The organism is Microbacterium sp. P26, assembly GCF_023712585.1.
Lineage (GTDB): Bacteria > Actinomycetota > Actinomycetes > Actinomycetales > Microbacteriaceae > Microbacterium > Microbacterium algihabitans_A.
In genome coordinates this window covers 62,121-87,604 of record NZ_JAMAXZ010000005.1, presented here as the reverse complement: position 1 = coordinate 87,604, position 25,484 = coordinate 62,121, and the positions used below count along the sequence as shown (strand labels likewise).

Genomic DNA, 25,484 nt, shown 5'->3' with positions numbered 1-25,484 from the left:
GGCCACGAGCCGGTTCTGCAAGGAGGACCTCGTGAGCACCATCCTCGAGATGCGCTCGATCACCAAGGAGTTCCCCGGCGTCATCGCGTTGGCCGACGTGTCGTTGACCGTCGAGCGCGGGACCGTCCACGCCATCTGCGGCGAGAACGGCGCCGGCAAGTCGACCCTCATGAAGGTGCTCAGCGGTGTGTATCCCGCGGGCGACTACCGAGGCGAGATCGTCTTCGACGGGCAGACCGTCGAGTTCAAAGACATCCGCGACAGCGAAGCGGCCGGCATCGTCATCATCCACCAGGAGCTGGCGCTGAGCCCCTACCTCTCGATCGCCGAGAACATCTTCCTCGGCAACGAGATCACGAACCGCGGCCTCATCGACTGGGACGCCACCAACCGCGAGGCGGCGAAGCTGCTGGCGCGCGTGGGTCTGGGCGACAGCCCCGACGTGCCGGTCAACGAGATCGGCGTCGGCAAGCAGCAGCTCGTCGAGATCGCCAAGGCCCTGTCGAAGGACGTCAAGCTCCTCATCCTCGACGAGCCCACCGCGGCGCTGAACGACGACGACTCCGAGCACCTGCTCGATCTGATCCGCCACCTGCGCGGCCAGAACATCACGTGCATCATCATCAGCCACAAGCTCAACGAGATCCGCGCGATCGCCGACGAGGTGACCATCATCCGCGACGGTCGCACGATCGAGACGCTGGATGTGGCCACCGGCGGCACCAGCGAAGACCGCATCATCCGCGGGATGGTCGGTCGCGAGCTCGAGAACCGCTACCCCGACCGCGACGTCGAGATCGGCGACGAGGTCCTGCGCATCGAGGATTGGAACGTCAGCCACCCCACCGACGGCAACCGCACCGTGATCCACCAGGCGAACCTCACGGTCCGCGCGGGCGAGGTCGTCGGCATCGCGGGTCTGATGGGCGCCGGTCGCACCGAACTCGCGATGAGCGTGTTCGGCAAGAGCTTCGGCTCGAAGATCTCGGGCAACGTCTACATCCGCGGTCAGAAGGCCGACACCTCGACGGTCCCCGCGGCCATCCGCAGCGGTCTCGCCTACGTGACCGAGGACCGCAAGGGTGCAGGTCTCAACCTGATCGACACGATCAAGCGCAACATCTCGCTCGCGGGAATGCGCAAGCTCGTCAAGGGCGGGTTCGTCGACGGCGACGAGGAGTACCTGGTCGCCAACCGCTACCGCAAGTCGATGAACATCAAGGCACCCAGCGTCGACGTGGTCGTGGGCAAGCTCTCGGGCGGCAACCAGCAGAAGGTCGTGCTGTCGCAGTGGCTCTTCTCCGACCCCGAGGTGCTCATCCTCGACGAGCCGACCCGCGGCATCGACGTGGGCGCCAAGTACGAGATCTACACGATCATCAACTCTCTCGCGGCGCAGGGGAAGGGGGTGCTCGTCATCTCTTCGGAGCTGCCCGAGCTCCTCGGCATCTGCGACCGCATCTACACCCTCAGCGAAGGCCACATCACCGGCCAGCTGCCCATCGAAGAGGCCACTCCGGAGGCCCTCATGGTGCTCATGACGAAGGAGAAGGAAGCCGACCATGTCAGCGCTTGACAACACTGCGACCCAGGCGGGCCCGGGCGGCACGCCCCGCGGTCCCGTGGGAGGCGGAGCCGGGGGAGCCGGCAGCCTCGTGACGTTCTTCACCTCGCGCCTGCGCGAGATCGGCATCTTCATCGCCCTCATCGTCATCGTGCTGCTGTTCCAGGCACTGACCGGCGGGCGCCTGCTCACCGCGGGCAACGTGTCGAACATCATCGTCCAGAACAGCTACATCCTGATCCTCGCGATCGGCATGGTGATGATCATCATCGCCGGCCACATCGACCTGTCGGTCGGTTCGGTCGCCGCCTTCGTCGGTGCGGTCTCCGGTGTGCTCATCGTGCAGTGGGGCCTGCCCTGGTGGCTCGGCATCCTGCTGTCGCTGGTGCTGGGTGCCGTGGTCGGCATGTGGCAGGGCTTCTGGGTGGCCTACATCGGCATCCCGGCCTTCATCGTGACGCTGGCGGGCATGCTGCTGTTCCGCGGTCTCACGCAGATGACGCTGGGCAACACGCAGATCACGCCGTTCCCGACCGAGTACCGCGCCCTGGGTGGCGGGTACCTCTTCCCCGACCTGTTCCCGGCGGCGACTTCTCCCGCCGAGTGGATCACGGTCGCCCTGGGCGCGCTGACCCTGGTGCTCTTCGTCGTCTCGCAGATGCGCCAGCGTGCGAAGCGTGCGGCCCTCGAGCTGCAGAACGACCCGATGGCGGCGTTCCTGGTCAAGGTCATCGGCGGCAGCGCGCTGATCGCCTACCTCACCTACCTGCTGGGTGTGGCTCCCGGTTCGCGCGGCACGCCCATCGTGCTCGTCGTGCTGGCACTTCTGATCATCGGCTACTCGACGGTCATGAGCCGCAGCGTGTTCGGCCGTCACATCTACGCGATCGGTGGCAACCGCACCGCCGCGAAGCTGTCGGGCATCAACACCCGCCGCGTCGACTTCATGCTGTTCGTGAACATGGGTGTGCTCGCGGCCCTGGCCGGCATCGTGTTCACGGGTCGTCTGAACTCGGCCGGCCCCGGCGCCGGTAACCTCTTCGAGCTCGACGCGATCGCCGCCTCGTTCATCGGTGGAGCCGCCGTGCAGGGTGGTGTCGGCCGCGTGGTCGGCGCGATCGCCGGTGGCCTGGTCATGGGTGTGCTCAACAACGGCATGTCGCTCATGGGCATCTCGACCGACGTGCAGCAGTTCATCAAGGGCCTCGTGCTTCTTCTGGCCGTGGCTTTCGACGTGTGGAACAAGAACCGCACGCGCGGTTGATCCACGCGTCTTCATCGAACGCCCCGTCGCCTCGTGCGGCGGGGCGTTCGTGCGTGTGCGACGCATCGGTGGGAGAGGATGGACGGATGCCGCCTCGTCCGATCCTCCGTGCCGCGGCCGCGCTGGCGCTGGTCGCCGTCGCGCTGACGGGATGCACGTCGTCGCGCGTGCAGACCCAGGGCTCGAACGACGGAGCCGGCGTGATCGGCGTCTCGCTGCCCGCCGAGGCCGACGCGCAGTGGAGCCGGGGCGGCGATGCGCTGAAGGCCGAGCTGGTCGCGCGCGGGTACGCCGTCGATCTGCAGTTCGCCGCGGGCGATGCGCGCACGCAGGGCTCTCAGGTGCAGAACATGCTGACGAAGGGGGCGGATGCCGTGGTGGTGGCCCCCGTCGCGGCCGGCGATCTGGCGGCTCCGCTCGAGGTCGCGAACAGCGACGGCGTCCCCGTCGTGGAGTTCGGGCGTTCGCTCGCGGGCGTCGATGCGGCGGCCGCGTTCGCGCCGGATCCGACCGAGATCGGGCGCGCTCAGGCCGAGGCGCTGCTCGCCGACCTGCCGTCATCAGCGTCCGAAGAAGAGGTTTCGGATGCCGCGACGGAGCCGTCGCCGTCGCCGTCCGATGCGCCGTCGCCCGCGGCATCCGCCCCCGCCACCCCGACCGTCGCGCGCGTCGCGCTGATCACCGGGTCGTCGGACGATCCGTGGGACGAGCAGCGGTTCGCGGCGGCGCTCGACGCGCTGCAGCCGGCGATCGACGCGGGCGAGATCCAGCTGGTGTCGGGTGCGAGCCTCGAGGCCGCGGCCGTCGACGAGGACACCGCCGCGGCGCAGGCCGCCGCCGCCGAGAAGCGTGTTCGCGCCCTGCGCGTGGATGCCGATGCGCCCACCGCCGTCCTCGCCCTCGGCGACGCGGTCACCCGCGGTGTCGTGACGGCCCTGACCACCGATCCGCCCGTCGAGGAGTCGCCGAGCCCGAGCCCCCGCGCGACCGCGAGCCCGACTCCCGAGGCGCCCGCGCCGCTGGTGGTGGGCACCGGGGCCGACGTCGAGACCGTCCGGGCTCTGCGCGACGATGTGCTCGACGCGACGATCTTCGCCGACCCCCGTGCCCTCGTCGACGCCACCGCCGACGCGGTGCAGGCGCTGCTCGACGGCGAGACGCCGGCGTCGGGCGAGGGGGTCGCGCCGAGCATCGTGCGCCCCGACGACGTCGAAGAGCTCATCTCCTCGGGCTGGATCTCGACCGACGAGCTCTGAGGGCGCATCATTCGGGTTTTCCCGAATGCGGCTCGGGGGCTGCCCGGGCGGTGCGAGCGCGGGGCTGCGCCCTAGCGTGGAACCCATGACCACGGCATCCGTCCTTCCGCCTCCGCCCTCGACCCCGCCGGTCGCGCCCGCACCGCCGTCCGCGGCCGACGTGCGCCCCGTGCGCATCGGCTCGCCCGCCCGCGTCGCCGGCGCCGCCGCCCAACTGGCCGCCCTCGGCATCGTCGGCCCGGGCGTCTTCGCGGGGCTCATCGGATTGCTCAGCTCCGGATTCGGCCTGCTCGCGGCGCTGCTCATCGGCGTCGTGGTGCTCGTCGCGTTCGTCTACGCGCTCTTCGCCCTGGCGTGGTTCGAGCGGGCGCGCCTCGAGGGCCTGTACGCCTTCGGCCTCGCTCTGTTGCGCCCGCGCCGCAGCCCCAAGCCCGGCTTCGGCTGCGTGCTGCACACCATCTGGCTGCAGGCGATCGACCCCCTGCAGTGGCGCGCGGTCGCCTCGTTCGCGATCTCGACCGTGCTGGGTCTCGCGACCATCACCATGCTCGGAGGCCTCGCTTGGGGCCTGGCGCTCTCGGTCAGCCCGCTGTTCGGCTGGCCCAACCGGCGCTTCCTCGGCATCGTGCCGCTCGAGGGGATCGCGGCTCCGGTCGTCGGCATCCTCGCCGTGATCGTCGGCGCCGCCGCGGTGATCGGCCTGGCCCTGCTGCAGGGCGTCATCGCCCGGGCGATCTTCGTGCCCTCGCGCGAGGCGCAGCTCGTCGAACAGGCGCGCACCTCCGACTCGCGTCGGGCCGGGGCCGTCCGCGCCGCCGAAGTGGAGCGCACCCGCATCGAACGCGACCTGCACGACGGCGTCCAGCCGCGGCTCGTCTCGATCGGCATGACGCTGGGCCTGGCCCAGACCAAGATCGAAGACGACCCCGAGGCCGCGAAAGCCCTGGTCGCCGAGGCCCACGCCTCGACGAAGTCGGCCATCACCGAACTGCGGCAGCTGGCCCGCGGCATCCACGCCTCGGTGCTCGAGGATCGGGGACTGGATGCCGCGCTCTCGGCCCTCGCGTCGCGCTCGCACATCCCCGTGACGCTCGACGTGCGACTGCCCCGACGGTGCGGTCGCGCCGCGGAGGCGGCGGTGTACTTCGCGATCGCCGAGACCCTCACCAACGCCGCCAAGCACTCGCGGGCCACGGCCTGCCGCGTGCACGTGCGGGTGCGCGACGACGGCTCGCTCTGGGCCCGCGTCGAAGACGACGGCTTGGGCGGTGCGCGCATCGTGCCCGGCGGTGGCCTCGACGGCATCGTCAACCGCGTCACCGCCGCCGGCGGCACGGCGCGCATCGACAGCCCGCAGGGCGGGCCGACCACCGTGGAGGTGAACGTCCCGTGCGCGTCTTGATCTGCGAAGATTCCGTGCTGCTGCGCGAGGGGCTCGTGCGCCTCCTCGCCGATGACGGCCATGAGGTCGTGGCGGCGCTCCCGGATGCCGAGGGCCTCGAGCAGGCCGTGTCGGACACGGCGCCGGAGCTGTGCATCGTCGACGTGCGGCTGCCGCCGACCTGGACCGACGAGGGCATCCGCGCGGCGATCGCGCTGCGGGTGCGGCATCCGGGTCTCGCCGTGCTGGTGCTGTCGCAGTACGTCGAAGAGCGCTATGCGAGCGACCTGATCGCCGACGGCCAGGGCGCCCTCGGCTACCTGCTGAAGGACCGCGTCGCCGACGTCAAGGACTTCCTCGCCGCGGTCGCCTCGATCGCGGGCGGAGCCACGGTGCTCGACCCCGAGGTGGTGGCGCAGCTGCTCACCCGGCGCCGCCGTGACGAACGCCTGCAGAGCCTCACCGAACGCGAGCGCAGCGTGCTCGCCCTCATCGCCGAAGGGCGCTCGAACCAGGCGATCGCGGCCGCGCTGTTCGTCTCGGAGGCCAGCGTCGAGAAGTACATCACCGCCATCTTCACCAAGCTCGGCCTCGAGCAGGACGAAACGGGCAACCGCCGCGTGATCGCCGCGCTCGTCCACCTCGGCCACGACACCACCGGAGCTGCGTCATGACCCTCGAAACCCCCCTCGCCCCGACCCCCGATCCTGAGCCCCAGCCGCCCCGCCGGGGAGCCGCCTTCGCCGTGTCGATCATCACCATCGCCGTCGGCGCGTGTATCGCGCTCGGCACCCTCGCCGGCACCGGGGCCTCGGCCGTGGTGTCGCTGCGCGACACGGGCGAGAACAGCGCCGTGCTCGACAGCAGCGTGGAAGGCCTGACCGACGTCGACATCGACGTGGCCGCGGGCGCCCTCACCGTCGCGTACGGCGACGTCAGCGAGGCCCGGCTCGACGCCGACCGCGAGGGGCCGCGCGGCTGGAGGTTCGACCGCCGCGGAGACACCCTGCGCGTGTCGTCACCGGAGGGACCCTTCGCGGGGGTCGGCACCGGCTCCCGCGCGACGCTCACCCTTCCGCGCGAGCTTGAGGGCAGCGGCATCCGCGCCTCCATCGACGTCACGGGCGGGTCGCTCGACCTCGACGGTGACTTCGGGGCGTTGTCGGTGCAGCTCGCCGGTGGAGCGGCGACGCTGCGCGGATCGGCGGCCGAGCTCGACGTGTCGGTCTCGGGTGGGGCCGCGACGGCTCGGGTCGACGACGTGTCGACCGCGTCGTTCGAGGTGGCCGGGGGCGACCTCACTGCCGAGCTCGGGGGCCTCACCCCCGACCGCACGAAGGTCGACGTCACGGCCGGTTCGGCCGACCTCACCCTGCCCGACGACGACTACCGCGTGAACGTGGACGACGGCCTCGGCCGGATCGACAACGAACTGCGCACCGACGCCTCCGCCACGGCGCGGGTCGACGTGCAGGCGACGATGGGCCAGGTGCGCCTGCACTCCTGAGGTCCACCCGCGTGAGGGGTCATCTTCGGTCGCTTCGAGCCGCGCTCGGCGACAGAAGGTGACCCCTCACGCGCTCTTGAGCGCCTTCGCGATGCGCTGCGGAGACACCGGCTCGGCCGTGCCGAGGCGCTGGGCGAACAGGCTCACGCGCAGTTCTTCGAGCAACCAGCGCGTCTGCACGAGGTTCGCGGGGGCGTCGGCCGGCAGCGGAACCGTCCCGCCGGCTTCGACGAAGCCCGCGGCGGAGCGCTCGTACTCGGTCATGCGCTGGCGGTCACGGCCGGGGTTGTCGGACAGCGTCTTCACCCGGTCGAGGGCTCCGGCCAGATAACGCGGCAGATGCTGCAGCCGCGCGAGGCCCGTGCGCGAGAGGAAGCCTGGGAAGATCAGGCCCTTCAGCTGCCCGCGCACATCGTTCAGCGCGCCGAGCAGCGTGATCGACGAGGCATTCTTCATCGCGCGGTCGACCTCGCGCTGCGCGAGCAGGATCTTCGCCGCGAGCGACACCGTCTGGAAGGTGCGATCGACGGATGCCGCGGAGAAGGCGTCGCGCACGCGTTCGAAGTCGGCCTTCGTGCGCACGACGCCGCTCGGCGCCTCGCGCAGCAGCACGTCGTCGGCGAGGGCCACGCGTGCATCCTCGATGAGCGCCTTGGCGTTCTGGTACGGCGAGGCTGCGAGGGCGAGCTTCTCGTTCGCCGTGAGGTGGTCGAGCACGTACGTCGCGGGGGAGGGGACGGCCAGCAGCAGGAGACGACGGATGCCGGCACGCGTGTGCCGCGCGGCGTCTTCGGGCGTCGCCTCCACGCGCAGGGCGACGCTGTCTCCCTCATCGACCAGGGCGGGGTAGCCGCGCACGACGCCGCCGGCGACCGGGGTGTCGACGACCTCGGTGAGCTCGTCGAGATCCCAGGTGGTCAGCTTCGAGCGCGAGGCGAAGGCGGGGGAGGCCTCGGCGACCTTCGCGGCTCGCTGCGCCGGGCGAGCGATCGTCGACTCGACGCTGGAGCGGGCCTTGTCGGCGAGGCGGCGCTGCAGGGTCGCCAGGTCGCGGTCGCTGCCAATCGCGCGGCCGCGCGCGTCGACGGCGCGGAACGACGGCATGAGGTGGCCGGGAACCCGCTCGAGCTCGAAGTCGGTGGCGCTCACCCGCTGGTTCGCGACGCGCTGCACGAGGGCGGCGAGGGCGTCGACGAGCGTCGTCTTCGGCAGACCGTTCGCGTGCTCGGGGCCCTTCTCGGCGAGCTCGGCCGAGAATTTCTCCGCCCAGTCGGCGGCGGGCACGACGTTGCGGCGGATGGTTTTCGGCAGCGCGCGCAGCAGCGCGGTGACGAGCTCGTCGCGCATACCCGGAACCTGCCAGTCGAACCCGTCGGGGCGCAGCTGTGCGAGCAGCGGCAGCGGAACAACGACCGTGACGCCGTCATCCGGCGCGCCGGGTTCGAAGCGGTACGCGAGGTTGAGGGTCTGATCGCCCTGCCGCCAGCGCGCGGGGAAGGCGCGGTCGTCTCCCTGGGCGCGGTCGCCGGTGAGATCCGACTCGCGCAGGTCGAGCAGGTGCGGGGTGCGGTTGGAGGCGTCCTTCCACCACGTCTCGAACGATCGCACGTCGGTGACGTCGGCCGGGATGCGGGCGTTGTAGAACGCGAACACGGCCTCGTCGCCGATGAGGATGTCGCGGCGACGCTCGCGCTCCTCGATCTTCTCGAGCAGGCGGCGCTGCTCCTGGTTGCGGCGGAGGAACGCGGTGAGGCGCTTGTCGAGCACCGAGGGATCCCACTCGCCCTCCACCAGCGCGTGGCGCACGAACATCTCGCGTGCGAGCGGCCGGTCGAAGCGCGCGAGCTGCACGCGGCGTCGCCCGACGAGCTCGACCCCGAAGAGGGTGACCTTCTCGTAGGCGGCGGCGGAGCCGGCATTCTTCGACCAGTGCGGCTCGCTGAGCGAGCGCTTGACCAGGTCGGGCGCGAGCTCTTCCGCCCACGCCGGGTCGACGGCGGCGACCGTGCGCGCGAACAGGCGCGAGGTCTCGACGAGTTCGGCGGCCATGACGGCCGAGGGGCGCTTCTTCTTCAGCCCCGAGCCGGGGAAGATCGCGAACCGCGCCCCGCGGGCGCCGATGTACTCGCCCTTGGTGGGGCGGGCGTCACCCGGCGCCTTGCGGTCTTTGGCCTGCGCCATCGTGCGGGGGTCCAGGATGCCGAGGTGCGACAGCAACCCGGAGAGGATCGCGCGGTGGATCGCATCGCCGGCGGCGTGCCCCTGGAGGGCGGTGTTCTGGTCGCCGGCTTTCGAACCATGTCCCGATTTCGTCGCCGCATGTCCCGAATTGTGCGGCCTGGAGGGGTCGGAGCCAGCCAAAAGTGGGACATGGTTCCGCGCGCGCCCGCCGCGACGGCCTCCGTCGCCGGAGCCCCTCGCACCGCCCTCGTCCGAGCCGCGCTCGCCCCCGAGCGACCGCAGCTGCCGGTGCACGTCCATCCACTCGCGCACGCGCACGTAGTTGAGGTGCTCGCTGCGGCACAGGCGCCGGAACGCGCTCGAGCCGAGCTCGGCCTGCTTCTCCTGGAGGTAGTCCCAGAGGTTCAGAAGGGAGAGGAAGTCGCTGGTGGGGTCGGTGAATCGCGCGTGGAAGCGGTCGGCCTCCTCGCGTCGCTCCTCGGGCCGTTCGCGCACGTCTTGGATCGACATGCCCGACACGATCGCGAGCACCTCGCTCGACACGTCGTTACGCCGCGCCTCGATGAGCATGCGCGCGAAGCGCGGGTCGATCGGCAGGCGCGCGATCTCGCGCCCGATCTCGGTGAGGCGAGGGCCGTCCTCGCGCGGACCACGTCCGCCGCGCTGCCGGGACGGGTCGCCGTCGTCGCGCACGTCGCGGTCTCGCGAGGTGTCGGCCCCGCGCGAACCGGGAGCGGGCAGCTTCACCGCGCCGAGCTCGACGAGCAGGTCGAACGCCGCCTTCACCCCTCGCGAGTCGGGCGGGGTGAGGAACGGGAAGGCCTGAATGTCGCCGAAGCCGAGCGACAGCATCTGGAGGATGACGGATGCCAGCGACGTCCGCAGGATCTCGGGTTCGGTGTACTCCGGACGGCGCGTGAAGTCGTCTTCGGAGTAGAGCCGGATCGCGATGCCGGGCGAGGTGCGCCCCGCACGACCGGAGCGCTGCTGGGCCGAAGCCTGCGACACGGCCTCGATCGGCAGGCGCTGGATCTTCGACCGGTTGCTGTAACGCGAGATGCGGGCGGTTCCGGTGTCGACGACGTACCGGATGCCGGGAACGGTGAGACTCGTCTCGGCGACGTTCGTGGCGAGGATGACACGGCGGCGCACACCCGCGACGCTCGAGCGCTCGAACACGCGGTGCTGTTCGGCGGCCGACAGGCGTCCGTAGAGGGGAAGCACCTCGGTGGGGGAGGTGTCCTTCTGGTACGCCCCGCGGATGGCATCCGCCGCATCGCGGATCTCGGCCTCGCCGGGGAAGAAGACGAGCACGTCGCCCGGGGCCTCGCGATCGAGTTCGCGCAGGGCCGCGACGACGGCTCCGACCTCGTCGGCGTCGTCGTCGGAGCGACCGGGCTTGGCAGCCGGCCGTGCAGAACTCCGGACTTTCTGCGGGCCGGTCGCCGCTCGCCCGCGGGATGACGGGGCGTCGGTGTCGTCGGCATCCGGAATCTCCGGAGTCGTGCTCGCGTCGTCGGCGCCGTCGACCGGCCGATATCGGATCTCGACCGGGTACGTGCGGCCCGACACCTCGATGACCGGCGCCGGGGTCGGTTCGCCGCCCGGCTCGGTCGGGGCCGCGGCGAAGTGCCGCGCGAAGCTCTCGGGGTCGATGGTCGCCGAGGTGACGATGACCTTGAGGTCGGGGCGCTTCGGCAGGATGCGGCGCAGATAGCCGAGCAGGAAGTCGATGTTGAGCGAGCGCTCGTGCGCCTCGTCGACGATGATCGTGTCGTAGCGGCGCAGCAGCCGGTCGCGGTGGATCTCGTTGAGCAGGATGCCGTCGGTCACCAGCGCCACGCGCGTGTCGGCCGACACCTTGTCGGTGAAGCGCACCTTGTAGCCGACGGTCGAGCCGAGCGGAACCTGCATCTCCTCGGCGATGCGCTCAGCGATCGTGCGCGCGGCGATGCGGCGAGGCTGGGTGTGTGCGATGGAGGTGCGGCCCAGCTCGAGGCAGATCTTGGGCAGCTGCGTGGTCTTGCCCGAGCCGGTCGCCCCGGCGACGATCACGACCTGGTGGTCGCGGATGGCGTGCGCGATCTCGTCCCGCGCGGCGCTGACGGGCAGCTCGGGCGGGTAGACGATGACGGGTTCGACAGACACAGCCTTCCAGCCTATCGCGCGCTGATCCCTCGGCGCCCAGCGCGCACCGAATCTCGCGTGAGGGGTCGCTTCTTGTCGCCTGGCGCGCGGCTAGGCGACAGAAAGTGACCCCTCACGCAGGACGACTCACGGCATCGACGCCTTCTGCGCCAGGATCCGGCGCACCGCCGCATCGACCTTGGCGGCGAACGCGGGGTCGGCCTGCGCGCGGGCGAGCACGGCCTGGTGCATTTCGGCGTACACCGAGGGGTCGGCCGAGACCAGCAGCAGGTCGATGCCGGCGTCCACGGCGAGCGTCGCGCGATCCGCGGGCGACCACGGCTGCACCTGCCGCGCGGCCGAGAGGTCGTCGACGGTGACCACGCCGTCGAAGCCGACGCGATCGCGCAGCACACCGACCACGGCGGGCGAGAAGGCAGCCGGCGCCGAGGGATCGATCTGCGCGTAGATCGCGGTCGAAAGCATCACGACCCCGGGCCCCTGCGGCAGCACACTCGAATACACGCCCACGTCCGCTCCGTCGGCGGTGACGGTGTCGTCGGTCACGCCGCTGCGGGTGTCGGTGTTCTCCGTCACGCGACCGAGTCCCGGGAAGTGCTTGAACGTCGGCAGCACGCCGCCCGCACGCATGCCCGCGGCGAAGGCGCCGACCTTGGCGGCGACGGTGGCGCCGTCGTAGCCGTACTCGCGGGCCAGCGCGCCGATCGGGGGGTTGGATGCCGCGGCATCCGGGCTCGCGACGATGTCGGCCACGGGAGCGAGGTTCATGTTCACCCCGGCCGACGCGAGCTGCGCGCCCCACGTGGTCGCCGCCGCCTGCAGCGAAGCGTCGTCCCGCTGGCCCTGCCGGACGGCCGAGGGGATGTCGTCGAACCCGGGGCCCGACAGCACCTGCACGGTCCCGCCCTCTTGATCGGTGGCGACCCACAGCGGCGGCTGGCCCGCTGCGACGGCCGAGGTGAAGCCCTGCACGAGGGCTGCGGTGGCCTCGGCTCCCGCCGCGGAGCGCCCGTGCAGGAAGATTCCGCCGATGTGGTCGTTCTGCACGGCCGCGAGGGTCGTCGGGTTGGCGCCCTCGACCGAGGTGCCGACCATGAACATCTGCCCCACCTTGTCGCTGAGGCTCATGCCCGCGAGCGGGTCGGGCGTGCGCGTGGGGGTGGGGGTCGGCGTGGGGGTGGGGGTGGCGGATGCCGAGGGGGTCGGGGTGGCGGAGGGGGCTGCGGCGGGCGCGCAGCCGGCGAGGGCGAGCGCCGCGACCACGACGAGCATCGAGAAGCGGGGGGCGGTCTTCACCTCTCGATGGTGGCTCATCGACCTGAGCGTCCGGTCCCCGCGCGGGCGGCTTGCGCTCGCGCGGGGCGGGGCGTAGGGGCGGGCGGCGGGGCGGGGATCAGCCGTTGCCGGCGGAGCAGGTCGCCTGGTCGGCCTTGGTGCCGCTGACGTTGCTGGGCAGCTCGACGACGCCGGGCGTGCCACTGGCGCCGGGGGAGGCGCTCGCATCCGGAGCCGGGGTGCCCTCGACGGGGGCCGAGGCATCGGGAGTCGGCGTCGGAACCGATGGGTCGGCGACGACCCCACCGTTGCCGTTGGCCTCACCGGTGAGGGCGAGGGCCGCGTTGCTGTTCAGCGCGTCGAACAGTACCTGCGCGGAGGCCTCGTCGGGGACCACGTGGTTGGAGTTGTACGGATCCGGAAGCACCGGGTACTGCACGAACGTGAACTCGCTGAACGGCACGTCCTTGAGCGTGTACGCGAGCTGCGCGATGCGGATCGGGTCGGCGAGGCTCTCGCTCGGCTCGATGTTGTTCACCGCGGTGTTCGCGAGGCCGATGAGGGTGCCGGGGTTCGACAGCACCTCGTCGCTGCGCAGTTTGTTCACCAGACGCGACATGTACTGCTGCTGGTTGCCGATGCGGGCGAGGTCGCTGCCGTCGCCGACGCCGTAGCGGGTGCGCAGGAAGGCGAGGGCGTCGAAGCCCTTGACCACGCGAGGTCCGGCGTCCCATGTGATGCCGGCATCCGGATCATCGATTCCGTCGCCGCCGATGCACACCTCGACACCCCCGATCGCGTCGGTGATGTTGACCACGTTGCCGAAGCTCACCTTCGCCGCGAACGGGATGCTCTGACCCGTCAGGCCGGAGACGGTGTCGGCGACGCAGGGCAGGCCGCCGTCTTCGTAGGAGGTGTTCATCGAGGCCCTGTCGGTGCCGCCAAAGACCGAGCCGTCTTCGTTCGTGCACTCGGGAATCGCGACCTGCAGGTCGCGGGGGAACGACACGACCGTGACGCGCCGCGGATTGGCCGAGACGTGCAGCAGCATGTTGACGTCGTTGCGGGCGCCGTCGTTCTCGGGGTCGGAGCAGCGAGGACCGAAGGCGGCCGCCACGACGTCGTCGCACTCGTCGGTGCCGACCACCAGCACGGCGAAGGGCTCGCTGTACTCGCTCAGCGCGGGCGGCTCGGCCGGAGCATCCTTCAGTGGCACCGCGGCCTCCTGCAGGCGGCTCGTCAGCGACCAGGCGTAGAAGCCGCCGACCGCGACGGCGGCGACGACGACGACCGCGGCGACGATGGCGACGGCTTTCACGCCGCGACGCCAGGGCGACGCGGGCTCTCGGCGCGCGTGCTGCGGAGGAGGCTTCATCCGGTCAGTCAACCACGGCGCGGCCTGCGGAGGTGAGAGACCCGCACGGGGCGACCGGTCGCTGCCGGCCGCCCCGTGCGGGCGGGGATTACTGTCCGCCCTCGGTGAGGGTGACGTCGATCGGCGTGTAGTCGCCGTCGACGGTGACGCCCTCGTCCTTCAGCGCGGTGAGCGCGGCCTGCACGTAATCGTTCGAGTACGCGGATGCCGGCGGCTCGGTCGTGATGAGGTTGAGGCCGTCCTGGTTCTTGGCGGCCAGGGCGCCCTTGACCGTCTTGTCCCACGCGGCGGAGTCGACGACGCCGAAGTCGCCGCCGGTCCAGATGAGCTTGTTGACCTCGTTCATCTGCCACAGCTGGTGGGTCGGTCCGACGGGGAAGGCGCTCACGTCGGGGGCGGTCGCGGCCGTGTAGGTGATGTCGGCGGCCTCAGTGGGGTTGTCGCGCGCGAACACCCAGCCCTTGATGACGGCCTTCAGGAAGCGCGTGGCGGCGTCGGCGTAGGCGGGGTCTTCCGACAGGCGCTTCGTGTCGGCCCAGATCGCGTCCTGCAGCATGGCGCCTGCGGTGTCCTCGTACGAGATCACGTCGATGTCGTCCATCGTGTAGAGCTTCCCGGTGGCGGGGTTCACCGTCTCGAGCAGCTGGGCGAGCTCGTTGTAGGTCATCGCCTGGGCGGCATCCACGTCCTTGTCGAGCAGGGCGTTCATCGAGAAGTCCTGCGTGGTGATCTGCACGGTGGAGGCGTCGAGGCCCTTGTCGGCCATCGCGGCGAAGATCTCCCACTCGTTGCCGAAGCCCCACGAGCCGATGCGCTTGCCCTCGAAGTCGTCGACGCTCGTGATGCCCGAGCCCTTCCACGACACCTGGGTCGTCCCCGACTTCTGGAACACCTGCGCGATGTCGGTGAGCTCGACGCCCTGGTTCTCCATCGTGCCGAGCACCTTGGGCACCCACGCGACGGCGAAGTCGACGTCGCCGGCGACGAGGGCGTCCTGCGGAACGATGTCACCGCCGGAGGGGACGACCTCGACGTCGTCGAAGCCCTCCTCCTGGAAGTAGCCCTTATCGAGCGCGACGTAGTAGCCGGCGAACTGCGCCTGCGGCAGCCACTGCAGCTGCAGCTTCACCGAGGTCAGGGGCGTGAAGTCCTCCGTCGAGGCGGCGTCGGGGGTCGAGCTTCCGGCGCAGGCGGAGAGGGCGAGGGATGCCGCGGCGAGTGCGGCCATCGCGCCGAGGGCGCGACGTGTGCTGTGTGACATGGGTGTCCTTTCGGGAGGCGGGTGGTGCAGGTGTGGAGCGAGTGGAACCTGTTCTGTCGAGGGCGGGTGGAGGTGCCGGTCAGGCCGGCGGACGCCCCGCGCCGAGGCGTCGCGAGACGACGCGTTCGAGCAGCGAGGTGACGAGGAAGAAGACGAGACCGATCGCGATGCCGCCCGCGACGAACGCCCAGGCGAGCGAGGCGCGTCCGGATTTGGCGTAGGTGGCGATCGCGGTGCCGATGCCGTCGGCGGGTCCGCCGAAGTACTCGGCGACCAGGGCCGAGATGACCGCGAGCGAGGCGGCGACGCGGATGCCGGTGAGCAGGTACGGCAGGGCGGTGGGCAGCGTCAGCAGGCGGAAGGTCTGCGAACCGTTCGCTGCTGTCGCGCGGAAGAGGTCGCGCTGCACGGGCCGGGTCTGCTGCAGGCCGCGCAGGGTGTTGACGAACACGGGGACGAAGGCGGCGATCCCGGCCACCGCCTGACGGCCGAACTGGCTCGATGCGCCGAACATCGTGTTGAGGATCGGCGTGAGGGCGACGATCGGCACGACCGCGAGGGCGGCGATGAGCGGAGCCGTCATACCGTCGACGGGCCGCCAGGTGGCGGCCAGCGCCGCCAGGGCGACCGCCACGACGCTGCCCGCGACGAGGCCGACGAGCGCATTGGTGCCGGTGATGGCGGCGGCTTCGGCCACCAGCGGCATCCGCCCGGTGAGCTCGCCCGCGATCGCGATCGGGTCGGGCAGCATGCGCGGGGCGGAGCCCGAGGCCACGTAGGCGAACCACAGCGCGAGGCCGAGCACTCCGACGAGCACGGGCGCCGCGAACCGCACCCACGAGGGCAGGCGGGTGGCCGTCATCGCTCGTTCACCCGTTGCAGGGGAGTGCCGTGCAGGGCCTCGCGCACGGCGGTGACGCGCGCGAAGTACTCCGGCGATTCGCGCAGGGCCTCGTCGCGCGGGCGTCCGGGGCGCGTATCGATCACGTCGGTGATGCGGCCGGGGCGCGGGCTCATGACGACCACGCGGTCGGAGAGGAAGACCGCCTCGGGGATCGAGTGGGTGACGAAGACCACCGCGGCTCCCGTCTCGGCGGCGATGCGGGCGAGTTCGGTCTGCAGCCGTTCGCGCGTCATCTCGTCGAGGGCGCCGAACGGCTCGTCCATCAGCAGCAGCTGGGGCGAGGCGGCGAGAGAGCGGGCGATGGCGACGCGCTGCTGCATTCCGCCCGAGAGCTGGTCGGGGTAGCGGCCGACGAAGTCGGACAGGCCGACGAGCTCGGCGAGTTCGGCCACGCGGGCGTCGCGCTTCGCCTTCGCCCACCGGTGCAGTTCGAGCGGCAGCGCGATGTTCGCCGCGACCGTGCGCCACGGCAGCAGTCCCGCCTGCTGGAAGGCGATGCCGTAGTCCTGGTCGAGGCGGGCCCGCCGGGCGGTCTTGCCGAAGATGGTGAGCTCTCCCGCGGTGGCGTCGTCGAGGTCGGCGATCAGCCGCAGCAGCGTCGACTTTCCGCAGCCCGACGGCCCGATGAGCGAGACGAATTCGCCCGCGGCCACCTCGAGGTCGACGCCGGTGAGGGCGGTGACCTCTCCGGATGCCGCGGGGAACACCTTCCCGATTCCGGTGGCGTGCACGGCGGGGGTGGGTGGGGTGGTCATCGGGTCTCCTCTCCGCGACGGAAGCGGTGCAGCGTCACGCCGATGAGCGCGACGCCCGCGGCGGCGACGAGCCCGATCACGACGGTGCCGAAGGTCGGTGCCCAGGGGGCGGCGGGGTCGGACGAGGCTTGACCGGCGAGCTGGATGAGCATGCGGCCGATGCCGCCGCGCAGGCCGATCGACACCTCGGCGACGACGGCGCCGACCACGGCCGAGGCGGCGGCGAGGCGGAGCGCCGGCAGCAGGTGCGGAACGGCGGCCGGCAGGCGCAGGTGCACGAGCGTCTGCCACCATCCCGCCGACTGGGTGTGGAAGAGGTCGCGGTGCAGGGCGTCGGGCGACTCGAGTCCGCGCAGGGTTCCGATCGCGACGGGGAAGAAGGCGAGGTACGACGCGATGAGGGCGACCGAGAACCACTGCGGCCACGGCACCACCCCCGCGCGGTCGATCTGGTTGCCCAGCGCGTTGACCACGGGGGCGAAGGCGATGAGCGGCACGATCTGACTCACCACGATCCAGGGCAGCAGGCCCCACTCCACCAGGCGCCAGCGCTGCATCGCGATGCCCAGGATGCCGCCGACCACCACGCCGATCACCCAGCCCACCGCGGCGAGGCCGAGGGTGGTGCCCGCGGCCTCGAGCACCGAGACGATCAGCGGGGGAGTCGCCCCGCCGCTCGTGGGCTGGAACATCCGCGCGACCATGTCCCACACGTGCGGCATGGCGCGGTCGTGGGTGCGGGGGAGCAGGATGACGCCCGATCCGGCCGATCCGTCGCCGCCCACGGTGACCCCGTCGGCGGGACCGAGGAGCTTGTAAAGCTCCCAGAGCGCGACGAGGGCGGCGACGCCCGCGACGCCCCACCCCACCCGGGCGACCAGCCCCGACGAATGTGCGGCCCCGCGCCGCGGCATCCGCCCGCCCGTGTCGGGGACGACCCCGGTCACGGAGCCGGGGGCCACCGCCTGATCGGTCACCGCTTCGCCGTCACCGGGGGAGTGAGCGCGGGGATCACGCTCTCGCCGTAGACCCGCATCGTCTCCTCTTTGTTGTCGTGCTGCAGGTAGCCGGCGAACTGGGTGACGCCCAGCGCGCGCAGCTTCTCGAGCTTGGCGATGTGCTCCTCGGCGGTGCCGAGCACGCAGAAGCGCTCGACGATCTCGTCGGGCACGAAGTCGACGTGGTCGTTGTTGCTCTTGCCGTGCGAGTTGTAGTCGTATCCCGTGCGGCCGGCGATGTAGTCGGTGAGGGCAGCCGGTACGTTCCCTTCGGTCCCTGAGCCTGTCGAAGGGCCGTACTTCGCGACGATGTCGGCGACGTGGTTGCCCACCATCCCGCCGAACCAGCGGCACTGCTCGATCATGTGCGCGCGCGATTCGGGGGTGTCCTCGCCGATGTACATCGGGGCGGCGACGCAGAAGGCGATCTCGTCGGGGTCGCGTCCGACGTTCTCGGCGGCCTCCCGCACGGTCTTGATCATCCACTCGGCGATGTCGAGGTCGGCGAGCTGCAGAATGAAACCGTCGCCCACCTCTCCGGTCAGCTTGAGCGCGAGGGGGCCGTAGGCGGCCACCCACACGTCGAGCTTCGATCCGCGGCTCCAGGGGAACTGCAGGGTCGCGCCGTTGTACTCCACGGCGCGGGAGTTGCCGAGCTCGCGGATCACGTGGATCGACTCGCGCAGTGCCTTCAGCGTCGTCGGCTGCCCGTTCGTGACGCGCACCGCCGAGTCGCCGCGGCCGATGCCGCAGATCGTGCGGTTGCCGTACATCTCGTTCAGCGTCGCGAAGGTGGAGGCCGTGACCGTCCAGTCGCGCGTCGCGGGGTTGGTCACGAAGGGGCCGACCGTGATGCGGCGGGTGGCCGCGAGGATCGCCGAGTGCACCACGTACGGCTCCTGCCACAGCAGGTGCGAGTCGAAGGTCCACACGTGGCTGAAGCCGTGCGCCTCGGCGAGCTGCGAGAGCTGCACCGTGCGGGCGGCGGGGGGATTCGTCTGCAGGACGACACCGAAGTCCATGGGGTCTCCTCTCAGACCAGGTACTGGCTCAGGCCGCGCTTGATGTAGCGACCGTGACCCTTGTCGCCGGTGTAGCCGCCGGCATCCACCACCACCCGACCCCGCGAGAGCACCGTGTCGACGCGACCGTCGATCTCGTAGCCCTCCCACGCGGAGTAGTCCATGTTCATGTGGTGGCTGCGGCCCTCGCCGACGCCGATCGAGGTGTGCCCGTTCGGGTCGTAGACGACCACGTCGCCGTCGGCGCCGGGTTGGATGACGCCCTTCTGCCCGTACATGCCGAACATGCGCGCGGGGGTCGTGCTGGTCAGCTCGACCCAGCGGGGGAGCGTGATCTGCCCGGTCACGACGCCCTGGTACATGAGGTCCATCCGGTGCTCGACCGAGCCGATGCCGTTGGGGATCTTCGCGAAGTCGCCGACGCCGAGCTCCTTCTGGTCTTTCATGCAGAAGGGGCAGTGGTCGGTCGACACCATCTGGATGTCGTTCGTGCGCAGCGACTGCCACATGTGGTGCTGGTGGCCCTCGTGCTTCGATCGCAGCGGCGTCGAGCACACCCACTTCGCGCCCTCGAAGTCGCCCCACTCGGCGCTCGAGGCGCCGAGCTGGTCTTCGAGCGAAAGATAGAGGTACTGCGGGCAGGTCTCGCCGAACACGTTGAGACCGCGGTCGCGCGCCTCGGCGATCTGCTCGACCGCCTGCTTCGCGCTGACGTGCACGACGTACAGCGGGGCGCCGGTCAGATCGGCGAGCATGATCGCGCGATGGGTGGCCTCTTCCTCGGCCTGCCAGGGGCGGGTCGTGCCGTGGAAGTACGGGCTCGTCTCGCCACGGGCGAGGGCCTGCTGCACGAGCACGTCGATGATGGCGCCGTTCTCGGCGTGCATCATCATCATCGCGCCGTTGTCGGCGCCCTTCTGGAACGCCCGCAGGATCTGGCCGTCGTCCGAGAGGAACACGCCCTTGTAGGCCATGAAGAGCTTGAAGCTCGTCACGCCCTCGGCGATGAGCTCGTCCATCGCGGTGAGCGAGCTGTCCTGCACGTCGGAGAGGATCTGGTGGAAGCCGTAGTCGATCGCGCACTGCCCGGCGGCCTTGTCTTGCCAGGCCTGGTAGCGGTCGAGGATGTTCTCGTCGGGGTACTGCACGACGAAGTCGACGATGCTCGTCGTTCCCCCGATCGCCGCGGCACGCGTGCCGGTCTCGAAGGTGTCCGAAGCCTCGGTGCCGCCGAAGGGCATCTGCATGTGGGTGTGCGCGTCGATGCCGCCCGGGATCACGTACTTGCCCGTGGCGTCGACGACGGTGTCGACGGATGCCGCGAGGTCGTGGCCCAGCAGGGTCGAGCCCGGCTGCAGCACGGCGACGATCTTCTCGCCGTCGATGAGCACGTCGGCGGCGCCCGTTCCGGTGGCGTTGACGACGGTGCCGCCCGAGATCAGGGTGGTCGCCATCTCAGGCCTCCACGATCTCGCCGTAGGTGTCGGGCCGGCGGTCGCGGTAGAACTGCCAGTCGTCGCGCATCTGCTGCACGAGGTCCATGTCGAGGTCGCGCACGAGGATCTCCTCGTGCTCGCCCGAGCCGAGCGCACCGACGTGGTTGCCGCGCGGGTCGATCACCTGGCTCGTGCCGTAGAAGGTCACGGCATCCGCCCCGTACTCGTTGTCCTCACGGCCGACGCGGTTGGGCTGCAGCACGAAGTAACCGTTGGCCACGGCCGCGCACGGACCCTCGACCTCCCACAGGCGGTTCGACAGCCCGGGCTTGGTGGCGTTGGGGTTGAAGACCATGTGCGCGCCGTTCAGGCCCAGCTCGCGCCAGCCCTCGGGGAAGTGGCGGTCGTAGCAGATGTACATGCCGACCTTGCCGACGGCGGTGTCGAACACGGGGTAGCCGAGGTTGCCGGGGCGGAAGTAGAACTTCTCCCAGAACTTGTCGAGGTGGGGGATGTGATTCTTGCGGTAGCTGCCGAGCACGGTGCCGTCGGCGTCGACCAGCACCGAGGTGTTGTAGTAGACGCCGGTCTGGGCCTCCTCGTAGATGGGGAGCACCGTGACCAGGCCGAGCTCCTTGGCGAGGGCCGCGAACCGCTGCACGATGGGGCCGTCGACGGGCTCGGCGTAGCGGTAGTACTTCTGGTCCTGCGTGATGCCGAAGTAGGGACCGTAGAACAGCTCCTGGAAGCACAGCACCTGCGCTCCCTGCGCGGCGGCGTCTCGAGCGAACTGCTCGTGCTTGTCGAGCATCGACGCTTTGTCGCCGGTCCAGGTCGTCTGCGTGATCGCTGCGCGCACCGTCGTCATGGGGCTTCCTCGTTCCTGTGGGCCTGCTCGAGTTCTGTTACTGTCGCGCCTGAACATTTCTCGACGATTTCTCCCGGTGTCACCGCCGTAAAGTCTCGGCTCGGTGGCGGGGGAGTTTCCGGATGCCAGGGGGAGGGCCGCCGATGCTCGCACCCGAATCGCTGGTCGAGCGCAGTTCTGCGGGCCTCGCGGCCGAGATCGCCCGACGCGTGAGCGAGGGCGCGCTGGCACCGGGGAGCCGGTTGCCGACCGTGCGCGAGGTCGCCGCGACCCTGGGCGTCTCGACGGGCACCGTCGCGGGGGCCTGGCGCGCGCTCGCCGACGCGGGAGTGGTGACTTCGCGCGGACGGGCCGGCACCTTCGTGCGCACTGAGCGCCGCGAGTGGTTGAGCCCCCGCGTGCAGGGGATGTCGGTCGCCCCCGCACCCGGAGCTCCCCGCGGACTGGGGTCCGGCCCGCAGCGCGCCGCGATGCGCCTCGACCTCTCGCTCGGCACCCCCGACCCCGCGATGCTGCCCTCGATCGAGCGCGCGCTCGCCGGGGCGCGGCCCCGCGCCGACACCGGGCGCTACCACGACCTCCCGGTGCTCCCCGACCTGCACGACGTGCTGCGCGAGCAGTGGCCCGTGCGCGGGGTCGAGGCGCTCACGGTGGTCGACGGCGCCCTCGACGGCATCTCGCGCACGCTCGACCAGGTCGTGCGCTTCGGCGATCGCGTCGCGGTCGAGTCGCCCGGCTTCCCGTACTTCTTCGACCTGGTCGACGCGGCCGGGGCCGTGCCGGTGCTGCTCGAGGGCGACGCCGACGGGGTGCTCCCCGCCTCCCTCGCCCGCGCTCTCGCGCAGCGGCCCTCGGCGGTGATCCTGCAACCGCGCGCGCAGAACCCCACGGGCGCCTCGATGTCGCTCGATCGCGCTCGCCGCCTCGCCAACGTGCTGCTGAGCGTGCCCGGCGGCAGTCGCGTCACGGTCATCGAAGACGACCACTCCGCGCTCATCGCCTCGGCGCCGCCCGTGTCGCTCGCCCTCTGGGTTCCCGCGCAGGTCGTGCACGTGCGCGGGTTCTCGAAATCGCACGGCCCCGACCTGCGCATCGCCGCCCTCGGCGGACCCGCGGCGATCGTCGACCGCATCGTGCGGCGGCGCATGCTGGGTCCCGGGTGGACCTCGCGCCTGCTGCAGGCGGTGCTGCTCGAACTGCTCACCGACTCCCGGTCGATCGCGCCCGTGCGCACCGCCCGGCTCATCTACCGCGACCGTCTCGACCGCCTCGCCACGGCGCTTCGGCGCCTGGGGGTCGAGGTGGGCGACCCCGACGGCATCAACGTCTGGATGCCGGTGCGCGACGAACGCGCGGCCGTCGTGCACCTCGCCGCCGAGGGCATCGCCGTCGCCGCCGGAACCCCGTTCGTCGCCGACGCCGCGACCGCGTCCGACCGCGAGCCGCGCGTGCGCGTCACGGGCGGATCGGTGGTCGAGAACGTGCGCCTCGTCGCCGAGGCCCTCGCCCGGGCCGCCGACGCCGCTCCCTTGGCGTGAGGCCGCCGTCAACCCCGATCCGCATGTCGGAGGCCGCTTCTAGGGTGGAAGACATGACCGTTCCTTCAGTTCAGCTCAACGACGGAAACTCCATCCCCCAGCTCGGCTACGGCGTGTTCCTCGTGCCCGCCGACGACGCCGAGCGCGCCGTGTCCGAGGCGCTCGAGGTGGGCTACCGCCACATCGACACGGCCGCCATCTACAAGAACGAAGAGGGCGTCGGCCGCGCCATCGCCGCCAGCGGCATCGCGCGCGACGAGCTCTTCGTCACCACCAAGCTCTGGAACGACCGCCACGACGGCGATGAGCCGCTCGCCGCGATCGACGAGAGCCTGCAGAAGCTCCAGCTCGACGCCGTCGACCTCTACCTCATCCACTGGCCCACGCCGAAGAACGACAACTACGTGCACGCGTGGCAGAAGATGATCGAGATCCGCGAGTCGGGCAAGACCCGCTCCATCGGCGTCTCGAACTTCCTCGTGCCGCACCTCGAGCGCATCGTCTCCGAGACCGGTGTCACCCCCGTGGTGAACCAGATCGAGCTGCACCCCGCCCTCAGCCAGCGTGAGATCGCGGCCTGGGGTCAGCAGCACGACATGCACATCGAGTCGTGGGGCCCCCTCGGCCAGGGCAAGTACGACCTGTTCGAGCTGCCCGCCGTCAAGGACGCCGCCGAGGCGCACGGCAAGTCGCCCGCCCAGGCGGTGCTGCGCTGGCACATCCAGCACGGCTTCATCGTGTTCCCCAAGTCGGTGCGCCGTGAGCGCCTCGAGGAGAACTTCGACCTGTTCGACTTCGAGCTCACCGCCGACGAGATGGCCGCGATCGACGCGGTCGACCCGGGCGACGGCTCGGGCCGCGTCGGCACGCACCCCGACGACCTCAACTGAGGTCGGCGCACCCGCGCGCATGAACCGCCTCGCGAACGCCTCGAGCCCCTACCTGCGGGCCCACGCCGACAATCCCGTCGCGTGGTTCCCCTGGGGGGCCGAGGCGTTCGCGCTCGCGGCCGAGAAAGACGTCCCCGTGATGGTCTCGATCGGCTACAGCACCTGCCACTGGTGTCACGTGATGGCCCGCGAGTCGTTCGAGGACCCCGAGACCGCGGCCGAACTCAACGCCGGCTTCGTGTCGATCAAGGTCGATCGCGAAGAGCATCCCGACGTAGACGCCGCCTATCTCGACGCGGCATCCGCCTTCACCCCGCACCTCGGCTGGCCGTTGACCGTGTTCGCCTCTCCCGAGGGGCGCGTGTTCTACGCCGGCACCTACTTCCCGCCCACCCCTCGGCCCCCGCAGCCCTCGTTCCGCCAGGTGCTCGCCGCCGTGCGCGAAGCCTGGACCGAGCGCCGCGACGAGGTCGACGCCACCGGGGCATCGCTGCGCGAGGCGCTCGCGGCCGCGGCATCCGCCCCCGCCGACGCCCCGCCGAGTCTCGACCAGCTCGCAGCCGCCGCCCGCGCGGTCGCCGCGCGCGAAGACCGCGAGTACGCCGGCTTCGCCGCCGGCCCCGCGTTCGAGACGCCGAAGTTCCCCAACACCCCCGTGCTGCGCTTCCTGCAGCATCCCGCGCTGGTTTCGGAGGTTCCGGATGCCGCGGCCGTCGCCTCCCGCGCGCTCGGGGCCATGGCGGGCTCCGACCTGCACGACCCAGTCGACGGCGGGTTCTTCCGCTACGCCACGCGCCGCGACTGGAGCGTGCCGCACTACGAGCGCATGCTCACCGACAACGCCGGTCTCATCGAGGTCGCCCTTGCCGCAGGCGACGAGGCCTCGGCGACCGACGCCGCCCGGTTCGTCGTCGACGTGCTGCAGCTGCCGTCGGGTGGCATCGCCGCCGCTCAAGACTCCGAGTCCATCATCGACGGCGCCCGCAACGAGGGCGGGTACTACCGCGCCGTCGACCGATCCGGCCTGCAGGCCCCGGCGCTCGACGCGAAGGTCGTCAGCGGGTGGAACGGCCACGCGATCGCCGCTCTCGCTGCCGCCGGCGCCCGCACCGACCCGCGCTTTCTCGAAGCTGCCCGGTGGGCCGCCGACGCGGTGCTCGAGAGCAACGTCGCCGACGACGGAACCCTGCGCCGCGCCTCATTGGATGAGATCCGCTCCGCCGCCCCCGCGACGCTCGAAGACTACGGCGGGCTCGCGCGCGGCCTGCTCGCGCTCGCCCGCGCGACCGGCGAGGTCGCTTACGCCGCGCGAGCGCGGGCTCTCGTCGATCTGTGCCTCGGCGACGACGGCATCCACCCGCCCGGAGGCGGCGACGCCGTGCTCGTCGCCCAGGGTATGCAGTCGCACGCCGTGCCCACCGACGGCGCCTCGCCCTCGGGTCCGTCGGTGTTCGCGGCCGCGGCCCTCGACCTCTGGCGCCTCGGCGCGGGCGAGCGCTACCGCGACGCGACCGAGTCGCTCGTGCGCGCCGCCGCAGAGGCCGCTCTGTCGTCGCCCCTCGCACACGGAGCGATCCTCGAGGTCGCCGTGGGGCTCGCCGCGGCGCCGCGCCAGGTGGTCGTGGTCGGCGAGGCCGATGCCGAGATCGCCGAGGCCGCGCGCCGCGTGAACGCCGACGTCGTCGCGATCGTCTCACCCGCCCAGGCTCAGGCGTTCGCCGAGGCGGGTTTCGAGCTCTTCGAGGGCAAGGTCGCGCAGGGCGGCGAGGCGACCGCTTACGACTGCCGCGCGTTCGCCTGCGCCCTGCCGACGACGGATCCGGCGCGGCTGGTCTGACGCGCGGGGCGTGAGGCGGTCGCG

At 71.2% G+C, this 25,484-nt stretch carries 19 protein-coding genes; 9 read left to right on the top strand and 10 right to left on the bottom strand.

Annotation, left to right across the window (positions count from 1 at the left end):
* Positions 1-49: 49 nt before the first annotated feature.
* The 6 genes from mmsA to M3667_RS11030 all read left to right on the top strand — a co-directional run bounded on the left by mmsA (position 50) and on the right by M3667_RS11030 (position 6,972).
* Complete coding sequence (mmsA, locus tag M3667_RS11055) at positions 50-1,576, top strand: multiple monosaccharide ABC transporter ATP-binding protein (protein ID WP_144834331.1); 1,527 nt, start codon at positions 50-52, stop codon at positions 1,574-1,576.
* On the top strand, positions 1,563-2,828 hold the full coding sequence (gene mmsB, locus M3667_RS11050; protein ID WP_251508014.1) for a multiple monosaccharide ABC transporter permease: 1,266 nt from the start codon (positions 1,563-1,565) through the stop codon (positions 2,826-2,828). The genes mmsA and mmsB overlap by 14 nt, the downstream gene beginning before the upstream one ends.
* A gap of 86 nt (positions 2,829-2,914) precedes the next feature.
* Entirely contained in the window at positions 2,915-4,084 is a 1,170-nt protein-coding gene (locus M3667_RS11045) for a substrate-binding domain-containing protein (protein WP_251508011.1), read from the top strand.
* An 85-nt stretch (positions 4,085-4,169) separates the two neighbouring features.
* Entirely contained in the window at positions 4,170-5,486 is a 1,317-nt protein-coding gene (locus M3667_RS11040) for a histidine kinase (protein ID WP_251508009.1), read from the top strand.
* Positions 5,474-6,139, top strand: coding sequence for a response regulator transcription factor (locus tag M3667_RS11035; protein ID WP_251508007.1), 666 nt, complete (start codon positions 5,474-5,476; stop codon positions 6,137-6,139). The genes M3667_RS11040 and M3667_RS11035 overlap by 13 nt, the downstream gene beginning before the upstream one ends.
* Positions 6,136-6,972, top strand: coding sequence for a DUF2807 domain-containing protein (locus tag M3667_RS11030; RefSeq protein ID WP_251508005.1), 837 nt, complete (start codon positions 6,136-6,138; stop codon positions 6,970-6,972). Before M3667_RS11035 ends, M3667_RS11030 begins: the two co-directional genes overlap by 4 nt.
* Before the next feature lie 66 nt (positions 6,973-7,038).
* On the opposite strand, the gene M3667_RS11025 is transcribed toward M3667_RS11030, so the two are convergent.
* The 10 genes from M3667_RS11025 to M3667_RS10980 form a co-directional block, all read right to left on the bottom strand.
* Positions 7,039-11,301, bottom strand: a complete 4,263-nt coding sequence (locus tag M3667_RS11025; RefSeq protein WP_251508003.1) for a DUF3418 domain-containing protein — start codon at positions 11,299-11,301, stop codon at positions 7,039-7,041.
* Between the two features lie 126 nt (positions 11,302-11,427).
* Positions 11,428-12,597, bottom strand: coding sequence for a glycoside hydrolase family 3 N-terminal domain-containing protein (locus M3667_RS11020; protein WP_251508001.1), 1,170 nt, complete (start codon positions 12,595-12,597; stop codon positions 11,428-11,430).
* Positions 12,598-12,694: 97 nt separating this feature from the next.
* Positions 12,695-13,951, bottom strand: a complete 1,257-nt coding sequence (locus tag M3667_RS11015) for an LCP family protein (RefSeq protein WP_251507999.1) — start codon at positions 13,949-13,951, stop codon at positions 12,695-12,697.
* Positions 13,952-14,039: 88 nt separating this feature from the next.
* Positions 14,040-15,212: an ABC transporter substrate-binding protein gene (locus M3667_RS11010; RefSeq protein WP_251507997.1), complete on the bottom strand. Its 1,173-nt coding sequence runs from the start codon at positions 15,210-15,212 to the stop codon at positions 14,040-14,042.
* 79 nt (positions 15,213-15,291) lie between these two features.
* Positions 15,292-16,074: an ABC transporter permease gene (locus M3667_RS11005; protein WP_251507995.1), complete on the bottom strand. Its 783-nt coding sequence runs from the start codon at positions 16,072-16,074 to the stop codon at positions 15,292-15,294.
* Positions 16,071-16,871, bottom strand: coding sequence for an ABC transporter ATP-binding protein (locus M3667_RS11000; protein WP_251507993.1), 801 nt, complete (start codon positions 16,869-16,871; stop codon positions 16,071-16,073). Before M3667_RS11000 ends, M3667_RS11005 begins: the two co-directional genes overlap by 4 nt.
* Positions 16,868-17,848, bottom strand: coding sequence for an ABC transporter permease subunit (locus M3667_RS10995; RefSeq protein ID WP_251507992.1), 981 nt, complete (start codon positions 17,846-17,848; stop codon positions 16,868-16,870). The genes M3667_RS11000 and M3667_RS10995 overlap by 4 nt, the downstream gene beginning before the upstream one ends.
* A complete protein-coding gene (locus tag M3667_RS10990) occupies positions 17,845-18,891 on the bottom strand; it encodes a TIGR03842 family LLM class F420-dependent oxidoreductase (protein WP_251507989.1) in 1,047 nt (348 codons plus the stop codon). The genes M3667_RS10995 and M3667_RS10990 overlap by 4 nt, the downstream gene beginning before the upstream one ends.
* Before the next feature lie 11 nt (positions 18,892-18,902).
* A complete protein-coding gene (gene hydA, locus M3667_RS10985) occupies positions 18,903-20,345 on the bottom strand; it encodes a dihydropyrimidinase (protein ID WP_251507987.1) in 1,443 nt (480 codons plus the stop codon).
* Between the two features lies 1 nt (position 20,346).
* On the bottom strand, positions 20,347-21,195 hold the full coding sequence (locus tag M3667_RS10980; protein ID WP_144834205.1) for a nitrilase-related carbon-nitrogen hydrolase: 849 nt from the start codon (positions 21,193-21,195) through the stop codon (positions 20,347-20,349).
* A 143-nt stretch (positions 21,196-21,338) separates the two neighbouring features.
* Here M3667_RS10980 and M3667_RS10975 point away from each other — a divergent pair, with 143 nt between their 5' ends.
* From M3667_RS10975 to M3667_RS10965, 3 genes are read left to right on the top strand one after another with little or no spacing between them, the layout of a single operon-like run.
* Complete coding sequence (locus M3667_RS10975; protein ID WP_251507985.1) at positions 21,339-22,733, top strand: aminotransferase class I/II-fold pyridoxal phosphate-dependent enzyme; 1,395 nt, start codon at positions 21,339-21,341, stop codon at positions 22,731-22,733.
* Positions 22,734-22,786: 53 nt separating this feature from the next.
* Complete coding sequence (locus M3667_RS10970; RefSeq protein ID WP_144834209.1) at positions 22,787-23,623, top strand: aldo/keto reductase; 837 nt, start codon at positions 22,787-22,789, stop codon at positions 23,621-23,623.
* A 19-nt stretch (positions 23,624-23,642) separates the two neighbouring features.
* Entirely contained in the window at positions 23,643-25,460 is a 1,818-nt protein-coding gene (locus M3667_RS10965) for a thioredoxin domain-containing protein (protein ID WP_251507984.1), read from the top strand.
* Positions 25,461-25,484: the final 24 nt, after the last annotated feature.

Bases quoted from the DNA above. Each gene is read 5' to 3' on its own strand.
- M3667_RS10975 (WP_251507985.1), top strand. From the start codon at position 21,339: ATGCTCGCACCCGAATCGCTGGTCGAGCGCAGTTCTGCGGGCCTCGCG.
- hydA (WP_251507987.1), bottom strand. From the start codon at position 20,345: ATGGCGACCACCCTGATCTCGGGCGGCACCGTCGTCAACGCCACCGGA.
- M3667_RS11005 (WP_251507995.1), bottom strand. From the start codon at position 16,074: ATGACGGCCACCCGCCTGCCCTCGTGGGTGCGGTTCGCGGCGCCCGTG.
- M3667_RS10980 (WP_144834205.1), bottom strand. From the start codon at position 21,195: ATGACGACGGTGCGCGCAGCGATCACGCAGACGACCTGGACCGGCGAC.
- M3667_RS11015 (WP_251507999.1), bottom strand. From the start codon at position 13,951: ATGAAGCCTCCTCCGCAGCACGCGCGCCGAGAGCCCGCGTCGCCCTGG.
- M3667_RS11040 (WP_251508009.1), top strand. From the start codon at position 4,170: ATGACCACGGCATCCGTCCTTCCGCCTCCGCCCTCGACCCCGCCGGTC.
- M3667_RS10965 (WP_251507984.1), top strand. From the start codon at position 23,643: ATGAACCGCCTCGCGAACGCCTCGAGCCCCTACCTGCGGGCCCACGCC.
- M3667_RS11010 (WP_251507997.1), bottom strand. From the start codon at position 15,212: ATGTCACACAGCACACGTCGCGCCCTCGGCGCGATGGCCGCACTCGCC.
- M3667_RS10970 (WP_144834209.1), top strand. From the start codon at position 22,787: ATGACCGTTCCTTCAGTTCAGCTCAACGACGGAAACTCCATCCCCCAG.
- M3667_RS11030 (WP_251508005.1), top strand. From the start codon at position 6,136: ATGACCCTCGAAACCCCCCTCGCCCCGACCCCCGATCCTGAGCCCCAG.
- M3667_RS10990 (WP_251507989.1), bottom strand. From the start codon at position 18,891: ATGGACTTCGGTGTCGTCCTGCAGACGAATCCCCCCGCCGCCCGCACG.
- M3667_RS11045 (WP_251508011.1), top strand. From the start codon at position 2,915: ATGCCGCCTCGTCCGATCCTCCGTGCCGCGGCCGCGCTGGCGCTGGTC.
- M3667_RS11000 (WP_251507993.1), bottom strand. From the start codon at position 16,871: ATGACCACCCCACCCACCCCCGCCGTGCACGCCACCGGAATCGGGAAG.
- mmsB (WP_251508014.1), top strand. From the start codon at position 1,563: ATGTCAGCGCTTGACAACACTGCGACCCAGGCGGGCCCGGGCGGCACG.
- mmsA (WP_144834331.1), top strand. From the start codon at position 50: ATGCGCTCGATCACCAAGGAGTTCCCCGGCGTCATCGCGTTGGCCGAC.